This window comes from Pseudomonas putida (genome assembly GCF_001636055.1).
GTDB lineage: Bacteria > Pseudomonadota > Gammaproteobacteria > Pseudomonadales > Pseudomonadaceae > Aquipseudomonas > Aquipseudomonas machongensis.
The window spans coordinates 5,065,495-5,085,231 of the sequence record NZ_CP011789.1; the positions used below are offsets into that span (position 1 = coordinate 5,065,495).

Sequence of the window (19,737 nt, forward strand, 5' to 3'; positions counted from 1 at the left end):
GTTACTGGCCCCATCGAGGGCGCGCCATATTCCAACATGCGCTGGCTGTTTCCCTATCGCAAAGTCGCAAGAAAAATCTAACAAGAACCGGAGCCCTGCACACCTGACAAAATTACTAGGTGCCCGACAACTCGACGGTGGCATTCACCTGTCATATTTATCAGTTGCTCGGATAGACACTTTTACCTAGGGTCTTCGCAGTACGGCATGAGCGTCGCACTGACAGGGCGCGAACAGTCCCATCAACCTTTCAAGAGACCCGCTATGCATTCGCACCCAGTCACCCTCAACCTGAGCCTACTGGCAGCAAGCCTGGCTATTGGTCACGCAGCACTGGCGGACCCAGGGCCAGAAACAGCACAGGCGCTGCAGGCCCGCTACCATGAGACCCCCGTCAACTGCGGCAGCACCAACAAGCCCCGCTTCCTGTGCGCTGGCGTGATACTTCGAGGCACAACCCAACTGACTCAGGAAAAAAGCTGGAACCCGACGCCCGAAGAGCGAAACAATGGCGGCACCGCCTACATGTATCTGGCCAAGGATGCCACCTTCAACCGCCTGGCCTTCAACGACACCAACGGCTACATGATCTATCCTGGAGACGCCCGGCCCGCAGGTATCCAAGCCTTGCAGGTCCTGTGCATCTTTCCGGCCGACGGAGGGCGGCAAACACGCCCAGAGAAGGGTTGCGGGCCGTCGCAAGAGGGGGGCGCCAGCAGTCGCCCCTGCCATCTACAGGGCATCACTACAGCCCAGGGCTGGCTTGCCAACTACGGCAATCATCCCGCCAGGCAATGCGGCTTTTCGGTCGCCAATGGGCTTGGACAGATCGCGGTGAGCGGGTTCAATGCCGCAGTGGAGGCCACCGGGCTTCTGCCAGCAACGCCTTACAAGCAGAACAACGAACTGCGCGCAGAGACCTGGGATATGGACATCCCGACCCGCCTGCCGATCCAGGCGTTCTTCTACCTGCACGACAGGCCGCTGGGGTTGCACAAGGCGCAGCAGGATCAACGTGCGTTCTATCAGGAAACCGGTAACTTCGTCCCCATCATCACATTGACATTGCCACAATCTGGACGCGATGCCCGTTTCGATTATGTCGAAGCGTCCCAGGCCAGACTGGGTGATGTGATCTGTGCGCGTTACTTCGTCTCTGGGCACTGGTTCGAGCGCAGCGATGTCAATCCGGGACGTAAAGAATGGGCGCTTGGACTGGTTCCGACAGATTGCGCCAGAGCAGTGAAAGCAAACCCTTCAGCGGACGCGGAGAACGCCGCAGATCAGGAAATGCGTCAGAAATTTAGCAATGATTGGCAGTGGGTACAAAATGACAATGGCAGCATGACACAACAGATGATCTGCCACATGCGTATTGCCCACGACAAACCCGAATGGAACCTTGAGCCGTTCCGACCGAACCGGCCCCTGGAAGACTACCTCAAGGCCGGTTGCAATCTGCTCTGAAACGTTACGCGGTCAAGGCCGCGCGTTGATCTGCTGCTGCAGGTTCTGGATCTGGCTCTGCAAGGTGTTGAGGCTGCGGGTGGTCTGACCACGGAAGGCATCGAACTCCTGCACCGACGCGCCACCAGCAGCCGCGCTGGCTGGACGGTTGTCCGCCTGGCTCTTGAGCACCAGCACATCCTGCTCCAGGCTCTCGATCGCAGCGCCTTGCTTCTTCACTGCAGCCACCTCGCTGCTCAGGCTCTTGAGCTGGCCATCGAGCTTGCCGCCATCGACCTGGCCCGACTTGAGCGCCGCCAATTCGGTATTCACGGCCTTGAGCTGCGCCTGCAACTGGGTCTGCAGTTCGGTCACCGCCTTCTGCTGCTCACGGGTATCGGCCAGCACCTGCTCCAGGCGCTTGCCCAGATCGCCGGCCTGACCAGCGACGCCTTCCTGCTGCTTGCTCTGCTCGGCAAGGCTGGCCTGCAACTGGCGAATCTGCAGTTTCAGGGCTTCGCTGCCAGTGCTGCTGTTCGACTCGCTGGCATCGACCTTGCCGCTGATCGCCTGCAGGCGGCCGGCAGCTTCCTCGCTGATGCGGGCGAAGCTCTCCTGAGTGGCCACCAATTGCTGCTCCATCAGCGAGATCTGCTGGAAGCTCCACCAGCCGAGCCCGGCCAGGGCGATGAACGAGGCCAGCAGCAGCGCCCACAAAGGGCCGCTGCTGGCCGGGCGCGCGGCTTTCTGGCGGCCGCGGGCCACGTGAGCCGGAAGCAGTTCATCATCGTCAGGCGTACCCGCCCTCAGGACCGGCACATCATCGAAATCATCGTGGGCATCGTTGCGCATGGGTAGGTTCGACCGCACTAATAGCAAAGAGACATATTATAAACCGCCCGGGCGGCGCACTGATGACCATCTTCCGCCCGACAGGTTCACTGCTGCCCCGGAAGGTGCTTCCACCAGCCGCAGAATTCATCCAGCGCGGTCCACAGGCTGACCTTGGGGCGGTAGTCGAGATTATGCCGGGCGCGGCTGATGTCGAGGGTGAAATCCTTGCTCATCACCTGCATCGCGGTACGTGTCAGGGTGGGTTGCGGCCGGCCGGGCCAGAGCATGCAGGCAGCCTCGTTGACAGCTGCGAGGCTGTAGGCGAGGCGATAGGAGCGGTAGCGGGTGACTTGCGGCAACTGCATCTGGCGCATTACATAATTGACCACGTCCCACAGTGGCAGTGGCTGGCCGTTGCTGATGTTGTAGGCCTGGCCCAGCGCCTGCTCTTCGGCGAACAGGGCGCTGAGCAGCGCCTCGTTGAGGTTGTGCACGCTGGTGAAGTCGACCTTGTTCAGGCCATTGCCAATGATCGCCAGACGTCCCTTGCCCTGCATGCGCATCAGCCGCGGGAAAATGCTCGCATCACCCGCGCCGGTGACGAAGCGCGGACGCAGGGCGAGCACTTCGAGGCCGAACTCCTGGGCACCGAAGACTTTCTGCTCGGCCAAGTGCTTGGTCAGCGCATAGTGATCGTGAAAACGCCGCGGCACCTGGTCCTCGCGAATGTCCAGGCGCGAGCGGCCAGTGAAGTAGATCGACGGCGACGACAGGTGCACCAGGCGCCGCACATGTTCTTTGAGGCAACCTTCGACCACGTTCTCGGTGAGCACCACGTTGCCATGATGAAAATCCTGATAACGCCCCCAGTTGCCCACCGCCCCCGCGCAATGCACCACGGCGTCGACGCCCTGGCACAGACGGCGCGCCACCTCGGCGTCGCCCAGGTCGCCTGGAATGAACTGCGCCCCGCGCTTGACCAGGTGCTCAACGCCTTCGGCACGGCGGCCGTTGACCCGCACCTGCAGGCCCTGCTCCAGGGCAAAACGCGCAAAGCGCCCGCCAATGAAGCCGCTCGCGCCGGTGACCAGAATTCGCATGTAAGACTCCGCCTTGCCAGATTACAGATGCAGTTGACGCCGCCCGTGCCTACAACGGCACCAGCCAACCTGGCGCCGCCTGGCGCAGGTGTTCTGTCAGTTGTGCGAGCAGTTGCCCGCCGTTGCGCCAATGATGCCAGTACAACGGCACATCGATGGGAGTATCGCTGCAGATTTCCACCAACTGCCCACTGGCCAGTTGTTCGCGGGCCTGCAGTTCAGGCACCAGGCCCCAACCGAGCCCGGCTTCGGTCAGACGCAAAAAACCCTCGGACGACGGGCACAGGTGATGCAGGAAACCGTCCTCGATCCCCAATGACGCCAGGTAGCGGTGCTGCAGGAAATCGTCAGGCCCGAAGACCACCGCCGGTGTACGGGCCAGCCGCGCCACCTCGAACCCCTGCGGAAAATACCGCGCCATGAACGCCGGGCTTGCCAGCGCGCGATAGCGCATCGCCCCCAACGGCTGGCTGCGCGCACCCGCCACCGGGCGCTCGCTACCGCACAGGCAGGCCGCCACCTCGCCGGCACGCATGCGCCGCAGACCGACTTCCTGATCTTCGACCACCAGGTCCAACAGCAAGCGTTGCCCGGCACAGAAATCCCCCACCGCCCCGGCCCACCAGGTCGCCAGGCTGTCAGCGTTGAGGGCGATACGCAGACGTTCGGGCATGCCCTCTTCATCCAGCGCCGGGACCTGGCGCTGCAGGTCACGCTCGAGCAGGCGCACCTGCTGCACGTGGTTGAGCAACTGGCGACCGACATCGGTCGGGCTCGGTGGCGTGGCACGCACCAGCACCGGCTGGCCGACACGCGCCTCCAGCAGTTTGATGCGTTGCGAGATGGCCGACTGCGAAAGCCCCAGTACCTGGGCGGCGCGCTCGAACCCGCCTTGTTCGATCACGGCGGCGAGGGCAGCGAGCAACTTGTAGTCGAACATCGATTTTCCTAATGCCGGATGAGTACTATTTGTTTTTCTTATACAGCGCCCTTGCCGACAATGGCCAGCATCTTCTTGTGAATCCGCGTCGCCCTTCAAAGGTGGCGCCCGTGGAGTGTTCCCGTTATGTGGCAGAGTTACCTGAACGGCATGCTGGTGGCCTTCGGCCTGATCATGGCCATCGGCACCCAGAACGCCTTTGTCCTGGCCCAGAGCCTGCGCCGCGAACATCACCTGCCGGTGGCACTGTTGTGCGTGCTGTGCGACGCGATCCTGGTCGCGGCCGGAGTGTTCGGCCTGGCGACGGTGCTGGCGCACAACCCGACCCTGCTTGCCGCCGCACGCTGGGGAGGTGCGCTGTTCCTGATCTGGTATGGCGCCAAGGCCCTGCAACGGGCCTGCTCCAGGCAGAGCCTGGAACAGCAGCAAGGCCAAGGCCTGCGTTCACGCCGGGCAGTGCTGCTCAGTGCCCTGGCGGTGACCCTGCTCAACCCCCACGTCTACCTGGACACCGTGCTGCTGATCGGCTCGCTCGGCGCCCAGCAGACGGTGCCCGGGGCCTACGTCGCCGGAGCGGCGAGCGCATCGCTGGTGTGGTTCTTCACCCTGGCCCTGGGCGCCGCCTGGCTCGCACCCTGGCTCGCACGCCCCGGGACCTGGCGGCTGCTGGACCTGATGGTGGCGGTGATGATGTTCGCCGTCGCCGCGCAACTGATCCTCGGCTGATTCCCCACTGGTCGCCGGGGCCCAACCGCTCTGGAACCTCTATTCCCTATAGTTGTTGCGTGGTTATGCGCGGGGGCTGGTGCTATGATCCAGCCCTTGCGTCGCAAAGAGTACAAACTCGCCGACGCTCATCGGGCCGCCCGTGATCGGCCTTGCGCAAACCGCAAACAGACCTGAATCAGGAGATCCACCATGGCTTTTGAATTGCCGCCGCTGCCCTACGCCCACGATGCCCTGCAGCCGCACATCTCCAAGGAAACCCTGGAGTTTCACCACGACAAGCACCACAACACCTATGTCGTGAACCTGAACAACCTGGTCCCAGGCACCGAATTCGAAGGCAAGTCGCTGGAAGAAATCGTCAAGACCTCCTCGGGCGGTATCTTCAACAACGCAGCTCAAGTCTGGAACCACACCTTCTACTGGAACTGCCTGGCACCGAACGCCGGCGGCCAGCCGACTGGCGCCCTGGCTGAAGCCATCAACGCTGCCTTCGGTTCCTTCGACAAGTTCAAGGAAGAGTTCACCAAGACTTCGGTCGGCACCTTCGGTTCCGGTTGGGGCTGGCTGGTGAAGAAGGCTGACGGTTCCCTGGCCCTGGCCAGCACCATCGGCGCCGGCAACCCGCTGACCAGCGGCGACACCCCGCTGCTGACCTGCGACGTCTGGGAACACGCCTACTACATCGACTACCGTAACCTGCGTCCAAAGTACGTCGAGGCGTTCTGGAACCTGGTCAACTGGAAGTTCGTTGCCGAGCAGTTCGAAGGCAAGACCTTCAAGGCCTGATTCGTTCAGCGCTCTGAAAAACCCGGCCCTGGCCGGGTTTTTTTGTTTCCCGGGTCCAGGAAACGGAAAAACCACAGCTAATTTTCAAGCCTCCCGCGCGCCCTCTCTTGCTCCCCCTCAATAGCGCGCTAACATCAACCTTCTGGAAAGTTGATGCAGGACATTCAAGTCGCAAGGCCGCATAACCGATACAGTACTCAGGGTGCATCCAGCGACGGGCCCCTCGCCTGCCGCGGCAATCGGTCGATAGTGTATTGCCAAGGTTGATGGCAAAATAATGGCATGCGCATGGATTAAGGAAACCCCATTGAAGCTGGAATTTCGGAACAGCTTGTCGGTCAAGTTGCTCAGGGTCGTGCTGCTGTCGGCGCTCGCGGTGGGCGTCGTTCTCAGTTGTGCGCAGATCGTCTATGACACCTACAAGACCCGCCAGGCCGTCAACAACGATGCCCAGCGCATCCTCGACATGTTCCGCGACCCCTCCACCCAAGCGGTCTACAGCCTCGACCGAGAGATGGGCATGCAAGTCATGGAGGGTCTGTTCCAGGACGAATCGGTCCGCATGGCCTCCATCGGCCACCCCAATGAAACCATGCTCGCGCAGAAGTCCCGCCCCCTGCAGGACATGCCCCTGCGCTGGTTGACCGACCTGATCCTCGGCCAGGAGCGCACCTACACCACCCAACTGGTCGGCCGCGGCCCCTACAGCGAATACTACGGCGACCTGAGCATCACCCTCGATACCGCCAGCTATGGCGAGGGCTTTCTGGTCAACGCAGTCATCATCTTCATTTCCGGCGTGCTGCGCGCCCTGGCCATGGGCCTGGTGCTCTACCTCGTGTACCACTGGCTGCTGACCAAACCCTTGTCGAAAATCATCGAGCATCTCACCCAGATCAACCCCGACCGCCCCAGCCAGCACCAGATTCCCCAACTCAAGGGCCACGAACGCAACGAACTGGGCCTGTGGGTCGACACCGCCAACCAGTTGCTGGCCTCCATCGAACGCAACACCCATCTGCGCCACGAGGCGGAAAACAGCCTGCAGCGCATGGCCCAGTACGACTTCCTCACCGGCCTGCCCAACCGCCAGCAACTGCAACAGCAACTGGACAAGATTCTCGTCGATGGCGGGCGCCTGCAGCACCGTGTGGCCGTACTGTGCGTGGGCCTGGACGACTTCAAGGGCATCAACGAGCAGTTCAGCTACCAGGTCGGCGACCAGTTGCTGCTGGCCCTGGCCGACCGCCTGCGCGCCCACAGCGGCCGCCTCGGTTCCCTCGCCCGCCTGGGTGGCGACCAGTTCGCCCTGGTGCAAGCCAACATCGAGCAGCCCTACGAGGCCGCCGAGCTGGCCCAGAGCATTCTCGACGACCTGGAAGTGCCCTTCGCCCTCGATCATCAGGAAATCCGTTTGCGTGCCACCATCGGCATCACCCTGTTCCCCGAAGACGGCGACAGCACCGAAAAGCTGCTGCAAAAGGCCGAGCAGACCATGACCCTGGCCAAGGCCCGCTCGCGCAACCGCTATCAGTTCTACATCGCCAGCGTCGACAGCGAGATGCGTCGGCGCCGAGAGCTGGAAAAAGACCTGCGCGAGGCGTTGCCGCGCAACCAGCTCTACCTGGTGTATCAACCGCAGATCAGCTACCGCGACCACCGCGTGGTCGGCGTCGAAGCGCTGCTGCGCTGGCAGCATCCGGAGCTAGGCATGGTACCGCCAGACCAGTTCATCCCGCTGGCCGAACAGAACGGCAACATCATCGCCATCGGCGAATGGGTGCTCGACCAGGCCTGCCGCCAGTTGCGCGAGTGGCACGACCTGGGTTTCAGCGAGCTGCGCATGGCGGTCAACCTGTCGACCGTGCAACTGCACCACAACGAGCTGCCGCGGGTGGTCAACAACCTGCTGCAGGCCTATCGCCTGCCGCCGCGCAGCCTGGAGCTGGAGGTGACCGAGACCGGCCTGATGGAAGACATCAGCACCGCCGCCCAACACCTGCTGAGCCTGCGCCGTTCAGGGGCGCTGATCGCCATCGACGACTTCGGCACCGGCTACTCTTCGCTCAGTTACCTGAAGTCGCTGCCGCTGGACAAGATCAAGATCGACAAGAGCTTCGTCCAGGACCTGCTGGACGACGATGACGACGCCACCATCGTTCGCGCCATCATCCAGTTGGGCAAGAGCCTGGGCATGCAGGTGATCGCCGAAGGCGTGGAAACCGCCGAGCAGGAAACCTACATCATCGCCCAGGGCTGCCATGAGGGTCAGGGCTACCACTACAGCAAGCCGCTGCCCTCGCGCGAGCTGACCGCCTTCCTCAAGCACGCCCAACGCAACCAGGTCTCGGCACTCTGAGCGTGGTCGTCATTGACGACCCTGGAAACGACATTTGCACGAAAAGCACGGCCAACCCTTTACACCAAATGCAAATCTTTCGCATTATGTTGCGGTTTCGCGTGCCACGGTGCAGCGCTTCCAACACATGGTCCAACCAAACGACGCAGGGAAACCAACAATGATTCGAATGCCTCTGGCCTCCGCCAGTCTGCTGGCCATCGCCATCGCTCTCGCCGGCTGCGGCGAAGGCAAGGACGACAAGGCCGCCGCTCCGCAAGCCCAGGCACCTGCCGCCAGCACTGCTGCCGCACCTGGGGCTGTCGATGAAGCCGCTGCCCAGGCCGTGGTCAAGCACTACGCCGAAATGGTTCATGCCGTGTACAGCGACTCGCTGAGCACCGCCAAGCAACTGCAGACCGCCATCGACGCGTTCCTGGCCAAGCCCAACGATGAGACCCTGAAAGCCGCCAAGGACGCCTGGGTCGCTTCCCGCGTTCCTTACCTGCAGAGCGAAGCCTTCCGCTTCGGCAACACCATCATCGACGACTGGGAAGGTCAGGTGAACGCCTGGCCCCTGGACGAAGGCCTGATCGACTACGTCGACAAGAGCTACGAGCACGCCCTGGGCAACCCGGCTGCCAACGCCAACATCATCGCCAACCCTGAGATCCAGGTCGGCGAAGACAAGGTCGACGTCAAGGAAATCACGCCCGAGAAACTGGCCAGCCTGAACGAGCTGGGCGGTTCCGAAGCCAACGTCGCCACCGGCTACCATGCCATCGAATTCCTGCTCTGGGGCCAGGACCTCAACGGCACGGGCCCAGGCGCAGGCAACCGTCCGGCTTCGGACTACCTCGAAGGCCAGGGTGCCACCGGTGGTCACAACGACCGTCGCCGCGCCTACCTCAAAGCCGTCACCGACCTGCTGGTGAGCGACCTCGAAGAGATGGTCGGCAACTGGGCACCGAACGTCGCCGACAACTACCGCGCTTCGCTGGAAGCCGAGCCGGTCAAGGATGGCCTGCGCAAGATGCTGTTCGGCATGGGCAGCCTGTCGCTGGGCGAACTGGCGGGCGAACGCATGAAGGTCTCGCTGGAAGCCAACTCGCCTGAAGACGAGCACGACTGCTTCAGCGACAACACCCACTGGTCGCACTTCTACGACGCCAAGGGCATCCGCAACATCTACCTGGGCGAGTACACCCGTCCGGACGGCTCCAAGGTCAGCGGCCCGAGCCTGTCGTCGCTGGTGGCCAAGATCGACCCGGCCACCGACGCCACCCTGAAGGCCGACCTGCAGGACACCGAAGCGAAGATCCAGGTGATCGTCGACCACGCCCTCAAGGGCGAGCACTACGACCAGCTGATCGCTGCCGATAACGCTGCAGGCAACCAGGTGGTGCGTGACGCCATCGCGGCGCTGGTCAAGCAGACCGGTGCCATCGAGCAGGCCGCCGGCAAGCTGGGCATCGACAACCTGAACCCGGACACCGCAGACCACGAGTTCTGATGCCAGGGTGAAGGTTTGAAAGGGCGGCCTTCGGGTCGCCTTTTTCATATCCGGGTTTGCGCTGACCAAACCCGCCCCTTCGCGGGCAAGCCCGCTCCCACTGGTGCCTGTGGGAGCGGGCTTGCCCGCGAAAGGGCCGCCAGCGGATTCAGCAGGCAATTGCAAATTGCTCTTATTCAAACATCCCCATTTTGCTAAGCTTGCACGCCGGTTTTTCGCTCACGCCCAGGATTCTCGATGTCCTCGTCGCTGTCCCGACTCCCTCTTCTGCTGATGGTCACCGTCCTGGCCGCCTGTGACGACGCTCCGCGTTTCACCCAGGCCGAGCCCGGCGAAGCGCTGTCCGGCGGCAAGGCGACGATCCTGCGCAGCGACCGCAACGCCTTCTCGATGCCCTCGGCCAACCTCACGCCCGAGCGCCGCCTGGATTTCAGCGTTGGCAACAGCTTCTTCCGCAGTCCCTGGGTGATCGCACCTTCGACCACCACTGCACGCGATGGCCTGGGCCCGCTGTTCAACACCAATGCCTGCCAGAACTGCCACATCCGTGACGGCCGAGGTCATCCGCCAGAGGCCGAGGCCCGCAATGCCGTGTCCATGCTGGTGCGCCTGTCGATCCCCGACCAGCCGCAGTTCATCAAGGAAATCGAACGCCTCGGCGTGGTTCCCGAACCGGTCTACGGTACGCAACTGCAGGACATGTCGATCCCCGGCGTAGCTCCGGAAGGCAAGGTGCGGGTCAGCTACGACAGCGAGACCGTCACCTTCGAGGATGGCCACCAGGTCGAACTGCGCCGCCCGACCGTGGAGATCACCCAGCTCGGCTACGGCCCGATGCACCCGGACACACGCATCTCCGCCCGCGTCGCCCCGCCCATGATCGGCCTCGGACTGCTCGAGGCCATCCCGGAGGCTGCGCTTTTGGCCAACGAAGACCCGGATGATCGCAACAACGACGGCATCCGCGGCCGCGCCAACCGGGTCTGGGACGATGCCCAGGGCAAGACCGTGGTCGGCCGCTTCGGCTGGAAAGCCGGGCAACCCAACGTCAACCAGCAGAACGTCCACGCCTTCGCTGGCGACATGGGCCTGACCAGCACCCTCAAGCCCGAGGACGATTGCACGCCGGCACAGGTCGAATGCCGCGCCGCGCCCAACGGCGACGGTGACAACGGCGAAAAGGAAGTCAGCGACAACATCCTGCGCCTGGTGACGTTCTACACCCGCAACCTGGCGGTCCCTGCACGCCGCGAGGTCAATTCGCCGCAGGTGCTGGCCGGCAAGAACCTGTTCTTCCAGGCGGGCTGCCAGGGCTGTCACACAGCGCAGTTCACCACGGGCAGTGACAACGTCGAGCCAGAACTGGCCAACCAGGTGATCCGCCCCTACAGCGACCTGCTGCTGCACGACATGGGCCCAGGCCTTGCCGACAACCGTAGCGAGTTCGCCGCCGGTGGCCAGGATTGGCGCACGCCGCCGCTGTGGGGCATCGGCCTGACCGAAACCGTCAGCGGCCACACCCAGTTCCTCCATGACGGTCGCGCCCGCAATCTGCTCGAGGCCGTGCTCTGGCACGGCGGCGAAGCCGAGGCTGCACGCCGTCACGTACTGACCTTCAATGCCGAGCAACGCGCCGCGCTGCTGGCTTTCCTGAACTCACTTTAAACGCGCAAGGAGCCGGGCATGTTCCGACCCAAATTGTTGTTCACCAGCCTCGCCGCCATCGCCCTGGGCGCCTGCTCGCCGCAGGACCAGCAAGCCGTGACCTCCGCCGCCATCGCCCAGCAGGTGATCCTGCCGACCTACAGCCGTTGGGTCGAGGCCGACCGCCAACTGGCCGCCAGCGCTCTCGCCTATTGCGAAGGCAAGCAGAGCCTGGACACCGCCCGCGCCGACTTCCTCAACGCGCAGAAGGCCTGGGCCGAGCTGCAGCCGCTGCTGGTCGGCCCATTGGCCGAAGGCAACCGCGCCTGGCAGGTGCAGTTCTGGCCTGACAAGAAGAACCTGGTCGGCCGCCAGGTCGAGCAACTGGTCAGCGGCGACAAGCCGGTCGACGCAGACAGCCTCGGCAAGGCCAGCGTCGTGGTCCGTGGCCTGTCGGCCTACGAGTACATCCTCTTCGACAGCAAGCCGGACATCGCCACCGCCGAGCAGAAAGCCCGCTACTGCCCGCTGCTGGTGGCCATCGCCGAGCACCAGAAAGCCCTGGCCGAAGACATTCTCAAGAGCTGGAACAGTACCGATGGCATGCTGTCGCAGATGACCAAGTTCCCCAACCAGCGCTACGCCGACTCGCATGAAGCGATCGCCGACCTGCTGCGCGCGCAGGTCACCGCCCTGGACACGCTGAAGAAGAAACTCGGCGCCCCCATGGGCCGTCAGAGCAAGGGTATCCCTCAGCCGCTGCAGGCCGAAGCCTGGCGCAGCCACTCCTCGCTCAAGAGCCTGGAGGCTTCGCTCAAGGCCGCCGAAACCGTCTGGACCGGGGTCGACAACAAAGGCCTGCGCGGTCTGCTGGGTAAAGATCAGAGCGCGCTGGCGCAAAAGATCGACGATGCCTACGCCAGCGCTGCCAAACTGCTGGCTGACAACCAGAAGACCCTGGGCGAACTGCTCGCCGACGATGCCGGCAAGCAGACCCTCAACCAGATCTACGACAGCCTCAACGTCGTCCACCGCCTGCACGAAGGCGAGCTGGCCAAGGCGTTGAATATCCAGCTGGGCTTCAATGCCAACGACGGTGACTGATCATGCTGCGACGCCAGGCCCTCAAACTCGGTAGCGTGCTGCTCAGCGCCCTGACGCTCGGCGGCTGGACCCTGCTGCGCAACAAGGGCAGCGAGCCGCTGCTGCTGTCGGCGCGTGACGATGCCGATGGCGGCCACCATGCCGTAGGCTACCGCCTCGACGGCACCCAGGTGTTTGCCACCCAAGTGGCCCAGCGTTGCCATGCAATCATTCATCACCCCGAACAGCCGGTCGCCCTGTTCGTCGCCCGTCGACCAGGTACCGAAAGCTACCTGATCGACCTGCGCGACGGTCGTCTGCTGCAGACGATCACCTCGCAACCGAACCGGCACTTCTATGGCCATGCCGTCATCCACAAGGATGGCGAGTGGCTGTACGCCACCGAGAACGACACCACCGACCCCGGGCGCGGCGTGCTCGGGGTCTACCGTTTCGAGGGCCAGCGCCTGGTACACAGCGGCGAGATTCCCACCCATGGCGTCGGCCCCCATGAAGTGGCCTGGATGCCCGACGGCGAAACCCTGGTGGTGGCCAACGGAGGCATCCGCACCGAGGCCGAAAGCCGGGTAGAGATGAACCTCGACGCCATGGAGCCGAGCCTGGTGCTGATGCAGCGTGATGGCACGCTGCTTAGCAAGGAGACGCTGGCCCAGCAGATGAACAGCGTGCGCCATCTCGCGGTGGGCAATGACGGCACCGTCCTTGCCTGCCAGCAGTTCATGGGAGGTTCTGAAGAAACCGCCGAACTGCTGGCGATCAAGCGTCCGGGCGAGGCGTTCAAGGCCTTCCCGGTGCCGGAGCGGCAACTGCAGTCGATGGCCCAGTACACCGCCAGTGTCGCCGTGCACAGTGACCTGCGCCTGGTGGCACTGACCGCGCCGCGGGCCAACCGCCTGTTCATCTGGGACCTGGACAGCGGCGCGGTGAAGCTCGATGCGCCGATGCCCGATTGCGCCGGGGTCGGCGCGGTGAAGGACGGCTTCGTCGTCACCTCGGGGCAGGGGCGCTGCCGCTATTACGACTGCCGCAAGGCCGAGCTGGTCGGTCAGCCCATGAATCTGCCATCCGGGCTTTGGGACAATCACCTGCATCTGGTCTGATTCAGCACTGGCCACAGCGGCCCTATCGCGGGACGAGCCCGCTCCCACAGGCCCGGCATCCACGGGTAGTGGGAGCGGGCTCGCCCTGCGATAGGGCCTGCCCAGTCGATACATCTCCCACTTCCCGAAAAACAGTCAATACTTGCCTTCATCCGCACGTGGGCAGGATCGCCCGTGGTCGTGCCATACCCATGACAATCACATCCAAGGAACCGGACCATGCTACGCCGCCGCATGCTGATCATGTTGGCCGTGGTGCTGCTGATCGTGCTCGCCCTGGGGGGCATCAAGGCCTTTTCGATCTACCGCCAGATCCAGGTCTTTTCCGCTCCCAAACCCGCGATCAGCGTCGCTGCTGCCAAGGCCGAGCAACGCCAGTGGCAGGAACGCCTGCCGGCGGTCGGCAGCCTCAAGGCGCTGCAGGGCGTCGAACTCAGCCTGGAAGTGGCCGGGACGGTAAAGCACCTGCATTTCGATTCCGGACAACAGGTCAAGGTCGGGCAACTGCTGCTGGAACTCGACAGCGAACAGGAGGCCGCGCTGCTGGGCACCGCGCAGGCCGACCTGGGCCTGGCCAAGGTCGATTTCGGCCGCGGCAGCCAACTGGTAGGCGACTCGGCCATCTCCCGCGGTGAATTCGACCGCCTCACCGCCCAGTACCGGCGCAACCAGGCCGTGGTCGAACAGCTCAAGGCCTCGCTGGCCAAGAAAAGCATGAAGGCGCCCTTCAGCGGCACCATCGGCATACGTCAGGTGGATGTCGGCGACTATCTGGCCAGCGGCACGGTGATTGCCACGCTGCAGGACCTCTCCAGCCTCTACGTCGACTTCAACGTACCCGAACAGGCGCTACCGCAGTTGTCCCTCGGCCAGCAGGTGCTGGTGCAGGTGGCGGCTTTCCCCGGCCAGACCTTCCCTGCCCGCCTCAGCGCAATCAACCCCAAGGTCGAGGAAAGCACGCGCAACCTGCTGCTGCGCGCCACCCTGGCCAACCCGGATGGCAAGCTGCTACCGGGCATGTTCGCCAGCCTGCTGGTATTGCTGCCCGATCCGCAATTGCAGGTGGTGGTGCCGGAGAGCGCGATCACCTACACCCTCTACGGCAACTCGGTGTATGTGGTCGGCGAGAAGAAGGCCGACGATGGCCAGACACATCTGGTCGCCGAGCAGCGCACCGTACAGACCGGCGAGCGCCGCGATGGCGTGGTGGTGGTGCGCAAGGGGCTGCAGGCTGGCGAACAGGTGGTCACCGCCGGACAGCTCAAGCTCAGCCCGGGCGCTGCGATACGCATCAGCCAGGACCCGCCCCTGTCGCCCGCCGACGCCCAAGGCGCGGCGGCCCCCCACTGACGCGGAGGCTGGTATGGCATTCACCGACCCATTCATCCGCCGCCCCGTACTCGCCAGCGTGGTCAGCCTGCTGATCCTGCTGCTCGGCTTCCAGGCCTGGAGCAAGCTGCAGATCCGCCAGTACCCGCAGATGGAAAACGCCCTGATCACGGTGACCACCGCCTATCCCGGCGCCAACGCCGAGACCATCCAGGGCTACATCACCCAACCGCTGCAGCAGAGCCTGGCCAGTGCCGACGGCATCGACTACATGACCTCCGTCAGCCGCCAGAACTTTTCGGTGATCTCGGTCTACGCGCGCATCGGTGCCGATACGGATCGCCTGTTCACCCAACTGCTGGCCAAGGCCAACGAGGTGCGCAACAAACTGCCGCAGGACTCCGAAGACCCGGTCCTGAGCAAGGAGGCGGCCGATGCCTCGGCGCTGATGTACATCAGCTTCTACAGCAGCGAAATGAGCAACCCGCAGATCACCGACTACCTGTCACGGGTCATCCAACCCAAGCTTGCGACCCTGCCAGGCATGGCCGAAGCCGAAATCCTCGGCAACCAGGTGTTCGCCATGCGCATCTGGGTCGATCCGGTGAAGCTGGCCGGGTTCGGCCTTTCGGCCACCGATGTGACCAGCGCGGTGCGCCGCTACAACTTCCTGGCTGCCGCCGGCGAGGTGAAGGGCGAATACGTGGTCACCAGCGTCAATGCCACCACCGAACTGAAGTCCGCCGAAGCTTTCGCCGCCCTGCCGGTCAAGACCGTCGGCGACAGTCGTGTGCTGCTCGGCGATGTGGCGCGCATCGAGATGGGCGCGGAGAATTACGACACGGTCAGCTCCTTCGACGGTATCCCGTCGGTGTACATCGGCATCAAGGCCACGCCATCGGCCAACCCGCTGGAGGTGATCAAGGAGGTGCGGCGAATCATGCCGGACCTGGAAAGCCAGCTGCCCTCGGCACTGAAAGTCTCCATCGCCTACGACGCCACGCTGTTCATCCAGGCCTCCATCGATGAAGTGATCAAGACCCTCGGCGAAGCGGTGCTGATCGTCATCGTCGTGGTGTTCCTGTTCCTCGGTGCGCTGCGCTCGGTGCTGATCCCGGTGATCACCATCCCGCTGTCGATGATCGGCGTGCTGTTCTTCATGCAGATGATGGGGTATTCGCTGAACCTGCTGACCTTGCTGGCGATGGTCCTGGCCATCGGCCTGGTGGTGGACGACGCGATCGTCGTGGTGGAGAACATCCACCGCCATATCGAGGAAGGCAAGACGCCGTTCGACGCTGCCCTCGAAGGCGCGCGGGAAATCGCCATGCCGGTGGTGTCGATGACCATCACCCTGGCGGCGGTGTACGCACCGATCGGCTTCCTCACCGGGCTGACCGGCGCGCTGTTCAAGGAGTTCGCCCTGACCCTGGCGGGCGCGGTAGTGATCTCCGGCATCGTGGCCCTGACCCTGTCACCGATGATGTGCGCACTGCTGCTGCGCCCCGAGCAGAGCGAGAAAGGCCTGGCCCATCGCCTGGACCAGATCTTCGAGCGTCTGAAAGTGCGTTACCAGCGCCTGCTGCACGGCACCCTCGACAGCCGCCCGGTGGTCATCGTCTTCGCCGTGATCATCCTGTGCCTGATCCCGGTACTGCTCAAGTTCACCCAGAACGAGCTGGCGCCCAACGAAGACCAGGGGGTGATCTTCATGATGAGCAGCTCGCCGCAGCCGGCCAACCTGGATTACCTCAACGCCTATACCGACCGTTTCACACCGCTGTTCAAGACCTTCCCCGAGTATTACTCCTCGTTCCAGATCAACGGTTTCAATGGTGTGCAAAGCGGTATCGGCGGCTTTCTGCTCAAGCCCTGGAACGAGCGCGAACGTACGCAGATGCAGCTGCTGCCGCTGGTGCAGGCCAAGCTCGAGGACATAGGCGGGCTGCAGATCTTCGGCTTCAACCTGCCATCGTTGCCGGGCACTGGCGAAGGCCTGCCGTTCCAGTTCGTGCTCAACACCGCAGGCGACTACCCAGCCCTGCTGGAAGTGGCACAGCGCGTCAAGGAGCGCGCCCAGGCCTCGGGCAAGTTCGCCTTCCTCGACATCGACCTGGCCTTCGACAAGCCCGAAGTGGTGGTCGATATCGACCGGGCCAAGGCGGCGCAGATGGGGGTGTCGATGGATACCCTGGGCGCAACGCTGGCCACCCTGCTGGGCGAGGCGGAGATCAACCGTTTCACCCTCGAAGGGCGCAGCTACAAGGTGATCGCCCAGGTCGAGCGGGCCTACCGCGACAACGCCGGCTGGCTGAACAACTATTACGTGAAGAACAATCAGGACCAGTTGCTGCCCCTGTCGACCCTGATCACCCTCAGCGAGCGGGCCCGACCGCGCCAGCTCAACCAGTTCCAGCAGTTGAACTCGGCGATCATCCAGGGCGTACCGATGGTCAGCATGGGCGAGGCGCTGGATACCATCCGCGGCATCGCCCGCGAGGAGGCGCCGGAGGGCTTCGCCTTCGACTATGCCGGCACCGCGCGGCAGTTCGTCCAGGAAGGCAGCGCCCTGTGGGTGACCTTCGGTCTGGCCCTGGCGATCATTTTCCTGGTGCTGGCAGCACAGTTCGAAAGCTTCCGCGACCCGCTGGTGATTCTGGTGACCGTGCCGCTGTCGATCTGTGGCGCACTGCTGCCGCTGTTTCTTGGCGTCTCGAGCATGAACATCTACACCCAGGTCGGGCTGGTGACATTGATCGGGCTGATCAGCAAGCACGGCATCCTGATCGTCGAGTTCGCCAACCAGCTGCGCGAGGAAAAAGGCCTGGGGGTGCGCGAGGCGATCGAGGAAGCCGCGGCGATCCGTCTGCGGCCGGTGCTGATGACCACCGCAGCCATGGTATTCGGCATGGTGCCACTGATCCTGGCGACGGGTGCCGGCGCCGTGAGCCGGTTCGACATCGGTATCGTGATTGCCACCGGCATGTCGATCGGCACGCTGTTCACCTTGTTCGTGCTGCCCTGCGTATACACCTTGCTGGCGCATCGGACGGTGGCGGATGAGCGCCAGGGGAGCGGCGGCACAACCTCAAGCCTGGGAAAACCACAAACCCATTAGCCAGAAACAACAAGGCCCGCATCTGCGGGGCCTCGTGCCTGGGGCTCAACCAAACGGCCGCAGCCCCTGGCGCATCCCGAACAGGAACAACAGCAGATCATGATCCGGCTGGGCCGGGGCCTGCGCCTGCTCTGGCTTTATCACCCGCGGCGTGGCGCACTGCCCCGCCGCATCGCTCTTGCTGAACACGGTCGGCCGTGGCACCTCCCAGGCCGCCACGGCTACGCTGGTCACGCCAAGCGCGGCCACCAGGAACAAAGCTCGAGCTATTTCTAGTTTCATCAACCTAACCCTTTGACAGCGCTGCCAAACGCCCTCTCATAAAAGTAGAGCAGGGTTTGCCATTCCGCTTCATTGAACGACGAATGGCGGCGCAGCTGGCGCAGGTCGTTGTAGGCCGCGCGCTGGCAGCTGATGCGGCGGCGGCACTTCTCCAGGTCCAGCAGTGCCACTTCGGCCCGCGCCTGCTCACCTTCACCGCTCACCTTGACGAACACATGCTTGCCGTACAGGCAGCCGTGCTGCCAGTGGCCCAGATGCATCCGCGCCAGATTGTCAGCCAGGTCCTTGAGCATGCGTTCATGCAGCACCTGCGGGTAATGCTCGCGAGCGCCCTGGGCGTGCCAGGTGTCGAGATCGACGAATCCATCCAGCGCTTCACTGACCAACAGTGCCCGCCACTGGTGCTCGGCATCGCGTTCTGCACCAGCAAAGACGATGCGCGGCACCCGCACTCCCAACTGCTCGAAGCTGTTCAGGGCGTCCAGCTCGCGCAATACCGTGGGGCGGCCGAAGGGGTGCAGCAGGCTGCGGTAGATATGCCCGACCTGGCGCTTGGCATAGAGCAGATGGCCGTTGCCATCATCCAGGCGCTGCACGCCACTTTCACCGCCACGTCGCTGATTGGGCTCCTCGACCCATTCCCCCTGCTGTTGCCAGTAGTAGTCGAATTGCGACACCTGCCCCTGAGTTGCTGCCATGAATCCCTCACCCCTTTCGCAATACATAGACTCGCCACATGGCATAGAACGGCAGGAAGTCGAGACGTTCCTGAATCCTGAAGCCTGCTGTCACAAATTCTTCTTCAACCGTAGCAGCAGGTAACACAAAGCGATTCTGGTAACTGTCCTGCTCCGCCTTGGCGCTGCGTCGTTGTTCGAGCTTCTTGCGCCGCCATGCCTTGAAATTGCCATCCACCCACAGCGACAGGATCACGCTATCGCGGCTAACTCTTTGAAATTCAGAAAGAATTGTCTTGCGATGGGCCGGATCACCGATGTGGTGGAACAATCGCATGCAGAAAATGCTGTCTACCGAGTTGTCCGGCAGGTCAATGGCAAAGGCTGAGGTTTGCAAAGGGCGTACCCGCTGGACCACCGCTGGCGGTTGCGACGCACAGGCTGTCTCGATCATCGCAGCGGAATTGTCTGCACCGATGATCACGCGGTTGGGTTTTTCCGCCAGCAGCGGCCAGAAACGGCCGGCGCCGCATGGCAGGTCGAGCACCAGGCCCGGCTCGCCGGCCAGTGTCAGGGCGCGGCGAGCAAGTTGCTCGTCACGCGTGTGGGAAAGGCGACGGGCCAGGCCATCCTGATGCTTGATGAAGTACTCACGGGCGTGCTGCTGATCGTACTTTTCGGAAAATTCGAGTTTGATAGGGCTACGCATGGGACATCTCCTGACTCAATGCCGACCACATTAGGTGGGCAAGCGTTGGCATCAGGTCATCGCCATGTGAAAAAACTGTCACCCGAAA

General features: G+C 63.4%; 16 protein-coding genes. 10 read left to right on the top strand and 6 right to left on the bottom strand.

Annotation, left to right across the window (positions count from 1 at the left end; genetic code table 11):
* The first annotated feature begins 207 nt into the window (after positions 1-207).
* Positions 208-1,467 (top strand): DUF2599 domain-containing protein, encoded by a 1,260-nt coding sequence (locus AB688_RS22775; RefSeq protein ID WP_081255309.1) that lies wholly within the window; start codon positions 208-210, stop codon positions 1,465-1,467.
* 12 nt (positions 1,468-1,479) lie between these two features.
* Here AB688_RS22775 and AB688_RS22780 read toward each other — a convergent pair whose 3' ends face one another.
* The 3 genes from AB688_RS22780 to AB688_RS22790 form a co-directional block, all read right to left on the bottom strand.
* On the bottom strand, positions 1,480-2,298 hold the full coding sequence (locus tag AB688_RS22780) for a hypothetical protein (protein WP_063545987.1): 819 nt from the start codon (positions 2,296-2,298) through the stop codon (positions 1,480-1,482).
* A gap of 86 nt (positions 2,299-2,384) precedes the next feature.
* Positions 2,385-3,380 carry an NAD-dependent epimerase/dehydratase family protein gene (locus AB688_RS22785; protein WP_054893815.1) on the bottom strand — a complete coding sequence of 332 codons (996 nt, stop codon included), beginning with the start codon at positions 3,378-3,380 and terminating at the stop codon, positions 2,385-2,387.
* Between the two features lie 49 nt (positions 3,381-3,429).
* A complete protein-coding gene (locus tag AB688_RS22790; protein ID WP_063545988.1) occupies positions 3,430-4,320 on the bottom strand; it encodes a LysR family transcriptional regulator ArgP in 891 nt (296 codons plus the stop codon).
* A gap of 126 nt (positions 4,321-4,446) precedes the next feature.
* On the opposite strand from AB688_RS22790, the gene AB688_RS22795 reads away from it, so the two are divergent.
* The 9 genes from AB688_RS22795 (at position 4,447) to AB688_RS22835 (ending at position 17,981) form a co-directional block, all read left to right on the top strand.
* Positions 4,447-5,046 (top strand): LysE/ArgO family amino acid transporter, encoded by a 600-nt coding sequence (locus AB688_RS22795; protein ID WP_054893817.1) that lies wholly within the window; start codon positions 4,447-4,449, stop codon positions 5,044-5,046.
* A gap of 192 nt (positions 5,047-5,238) precedes the next feature.
* Positions 5,239-5,835: a superoxide dismutase gene (locus tag AB688_RS22800; protein WP_054893818.1), complete on the top strand. Its 597-nt coding sequence runs from the start codon at positions 5,239-5,241 to the stop codon at positions 5,833-5,835.
* 307 nt (positions 5,836-6,142) lie between these two features.
* Positions 6,143-8,194: a putative bifunctional diguanylate cyclase/phosphodiesterase gene (locus AB688_RS22805; protein ID WP_063545989.1), complete on the top strand. Its 2,052-nt coding sequence runs from the start codon at positions 6,143-6,145 to the stop codon at positions 8,192-8,194.
* Positions 8,195-8,354: 160 nt separating this feature from the next.
* A complete protein-coding gene (locus AB688_RS22810; RefSeq protein WP_063545990.1) occupies positions 8,355-9,686 on the top strand; it encodes an imelysin family protein in 1,332 nt (443 codons plus the stop codon).
* A 237-nt stretch (positions 9,687-9,923) separates the two neighbouring features.
* Positions 9,924-11,351 (top strand): di-heme oxidoredictase family protein, encoded by a 1,428-nt coding sequence (locus AB688_RS22815; RefSeq protein ID WP_063545991.1) that lies wholly within the window; start codon positions 9,924-9,926, stop codon positions 11,349-11,351.
* Positions 11,352-11,369: 18 nt separating this feature from the next.
* Positions 11,370-12,434, top strand: a complete 1,065-nt coding sequence (locus tag AB688_RS22820; protein WP_054893822.1) for an imelysin family protein — start codon at positions 11,370-11,372, stop codon at positions 12,432-12,434.
* A gap of 2 nt (positions 12,435-12,436) precedes the next feature.
* The gene (locus tag AB688_RS22825) at positions 12,437-13,534 is read left to right on the top strand and encodes a DUF1513 domain-containing protein (RefSeq protein ID WP_054893823.1); all 1,098 of its coding nucleotides are present in this window, start codon (positions 12,437-12,439) and stop codon (positions 13,532-13,534) included.
* Between the two features lie 219 nt (positions 13,535-13,753).
* Positions 13,754-14,884, top strand: a complete 1,131-nt coding sequence (locus tag AB688_RS22830) for an efflux RND transporter periplasmic adaptor subunit (RefSeq protein ID WP_063545992.1) — start codon at positions 13,754-13,756, stop codon at positions 14,882-14,884.
* A 13-nt stretch (positions 14,885-14,897) separates the two neighbouring features.
* On the top strand, positions 14,898-17,981 hold the full coding sequence (locus AB688_RS22835) for a multidrug efflux RND transporter permease subunit (RefSeq protein WP_063545993.1): 3,084 nt from the start codon (positions 14,898-14,900) through the stop codon (positions 17,979-17,981).
* Between the two features lie 45 nt (positions 17,982-18,026).
* Here the strand turns inward: AB688_RS22835 and AB688_RS22840 are convergent, their stop codons facing one another.
* The 3 genes from AB688_RS22840 to AB688_RS22850 are packed head-to-tail and all read right to left on the bottom strand — an operon-like array spanning position 18,027 to position 19,649.
* On the bottom strand, positions 18,027-18,263 hold the full coding sequence (locus tag AB688_RS22840) for a hypothetical protein (RefSeq protein WP_063545994.1): 237 nt from the start codon (positions 18,261-18,263) through the stop codon (positions 18,027-18,029).
* Complete coding sequence (locus AB688_RS22845; RefSeq protein WP_054893827.1) at positions 18,263-18,961, bottom strand: lipopolysaccharide kinase InaA family protein; 699 nt, start codon at positions 18,959-18,961, stop codon at positions 18,263-18,265. Before AB688_RS22845 ends, AB688_RS22840 begins: the two co-directional genes overlap by 1 nt.
* Before the next feature lie 7 nt (positions 18,962-18,968).
* On the bottom strand, positions 18,969-19,649 hold the full coding sequence (locus AB688_RS22850) for a class I SAM-dependent methyltransferase (RefSeq protein WP_063545995.1): 681 nt from the start codon (positions 19,647-19,649) through the stop codon (positions 18,969-18,971).
* Positions 19,650-19,737: the final 88 nt, after the last annotated feature.

What these genes read in the sequence shown, in the direction of transcription:
- AB688_RS22850 (WP_063545995.1), bottom strand. Translation starts at nt 19,649, where the DNA reads ATGCGTAGCCCTATCAAACTCGAATTTTCCGAAAAGTACGATCAGCAG.
- AB688_RS22830 (WP_063545992.1), top strand. Translation starts at nt 13,754, where the DNA reads ATGCTACGCCGCCGCATGCTGATCATGTTGGCCGTGGTGCTGCTGATC.
- AB688_RS22820 (WP_054893822.1), top strand. Translation starts at nt 11,370, where the DNA reads ATGTTCCGACCCAAATTGTTGTTCACCAGCCTCGCCGCCATCGCCCTG.
- AB688_RS22795 (WP_054893817.1), top strand. Translation starts at nt 4,447, where the DNA reads ATGTGGCAGAGTTACCTGAACGGCATGCTGGTGGCCTTCGGCCTGATC.
- AB688_RS22785 (WP_054893815.1), bottom strand. Translation starts at nt 3,380, where the DNA reads ATGCGAATTCTGGTCACCGGCGCGAGCGGCTTCATTGGCGGGCGCTTT.
- AB688_RS22845 (WP_054893827.1), bottom strand. Translation starts at nt 18,961, where the DNA reads ATGGCAGCAACTCAGGGGCAGGTGTCGCAATTCGACTACTACTGGCAA.
- AB688_RS22800 (WP_054893818.1), top strand. Translation starts at nt 5,239, where the DNA reads ATGGCTTTTGAATTGCCGCCGCTGCCCTACGCCCACGATGCCCTGCAG.
- AB688_RS22775 (WP_081255309.1), top strand. Translation starts at nt 208, where the DNA reads ATGAGCGTCGCACTGACAGGGCGCGAACAGTCCCATCAACCTTTCAAG.
- AB688_RS22815 (WP_063545991.1), top strand. Translation starts at nt 9,924, where the DNA reads ATGTCCTCGTCGCTGTCCCGACTCCCTCTTCTGCTGATGGTCACCGTC.
- AB688_RS22840 (WP_063545994.1), bottom strand. Translation starts at nt 18,263, where the DNA reads ATGAAACTAGAAATAGCTCGAGCTTTGTTCCTGGTGGCCGCGCTTGGC.
- AB688_RS22780 (WP_063545987.1), bottom strand. Translation starts at nt 2,298, where the DNA reads ATGCGCAACGATGCCCACGATGATTTCGATGATGTGCCGGTCCTGAGG.
- AB688_RS22825 (WP_054893823.1), top strand. Translation starts at nt 12,437, where the DNA reads ATGCTGCGACGCCAGGCCCTCAAACTCGGTAGCGTGCTGCTCAGCGCC.
- AB688_RS22835 (WP_063545993.1), top strand. Translation starts at nt 14,898, where the DNA reads ATGGCATTCACCGACCCATTCATCCGCCGCCCCGTACTCGCCAGCGTG.
- AB688_RS22790 (WP_063545988.1), bottom strand. Translation starts at nt 4,320, where the DNA reads ATGTTCGACTACAAGTTGCTCGCTGCCCTCGCCGCCGTGATCGAACAA.
- AB688_RS22810 (WP_063545990.1), top strand. Translation starts at nt 8,355, where the DNA reads ATGATTCGAATGCCTCTGGCCTCCGCCAGTCTGCTGGCCATCGCCATC.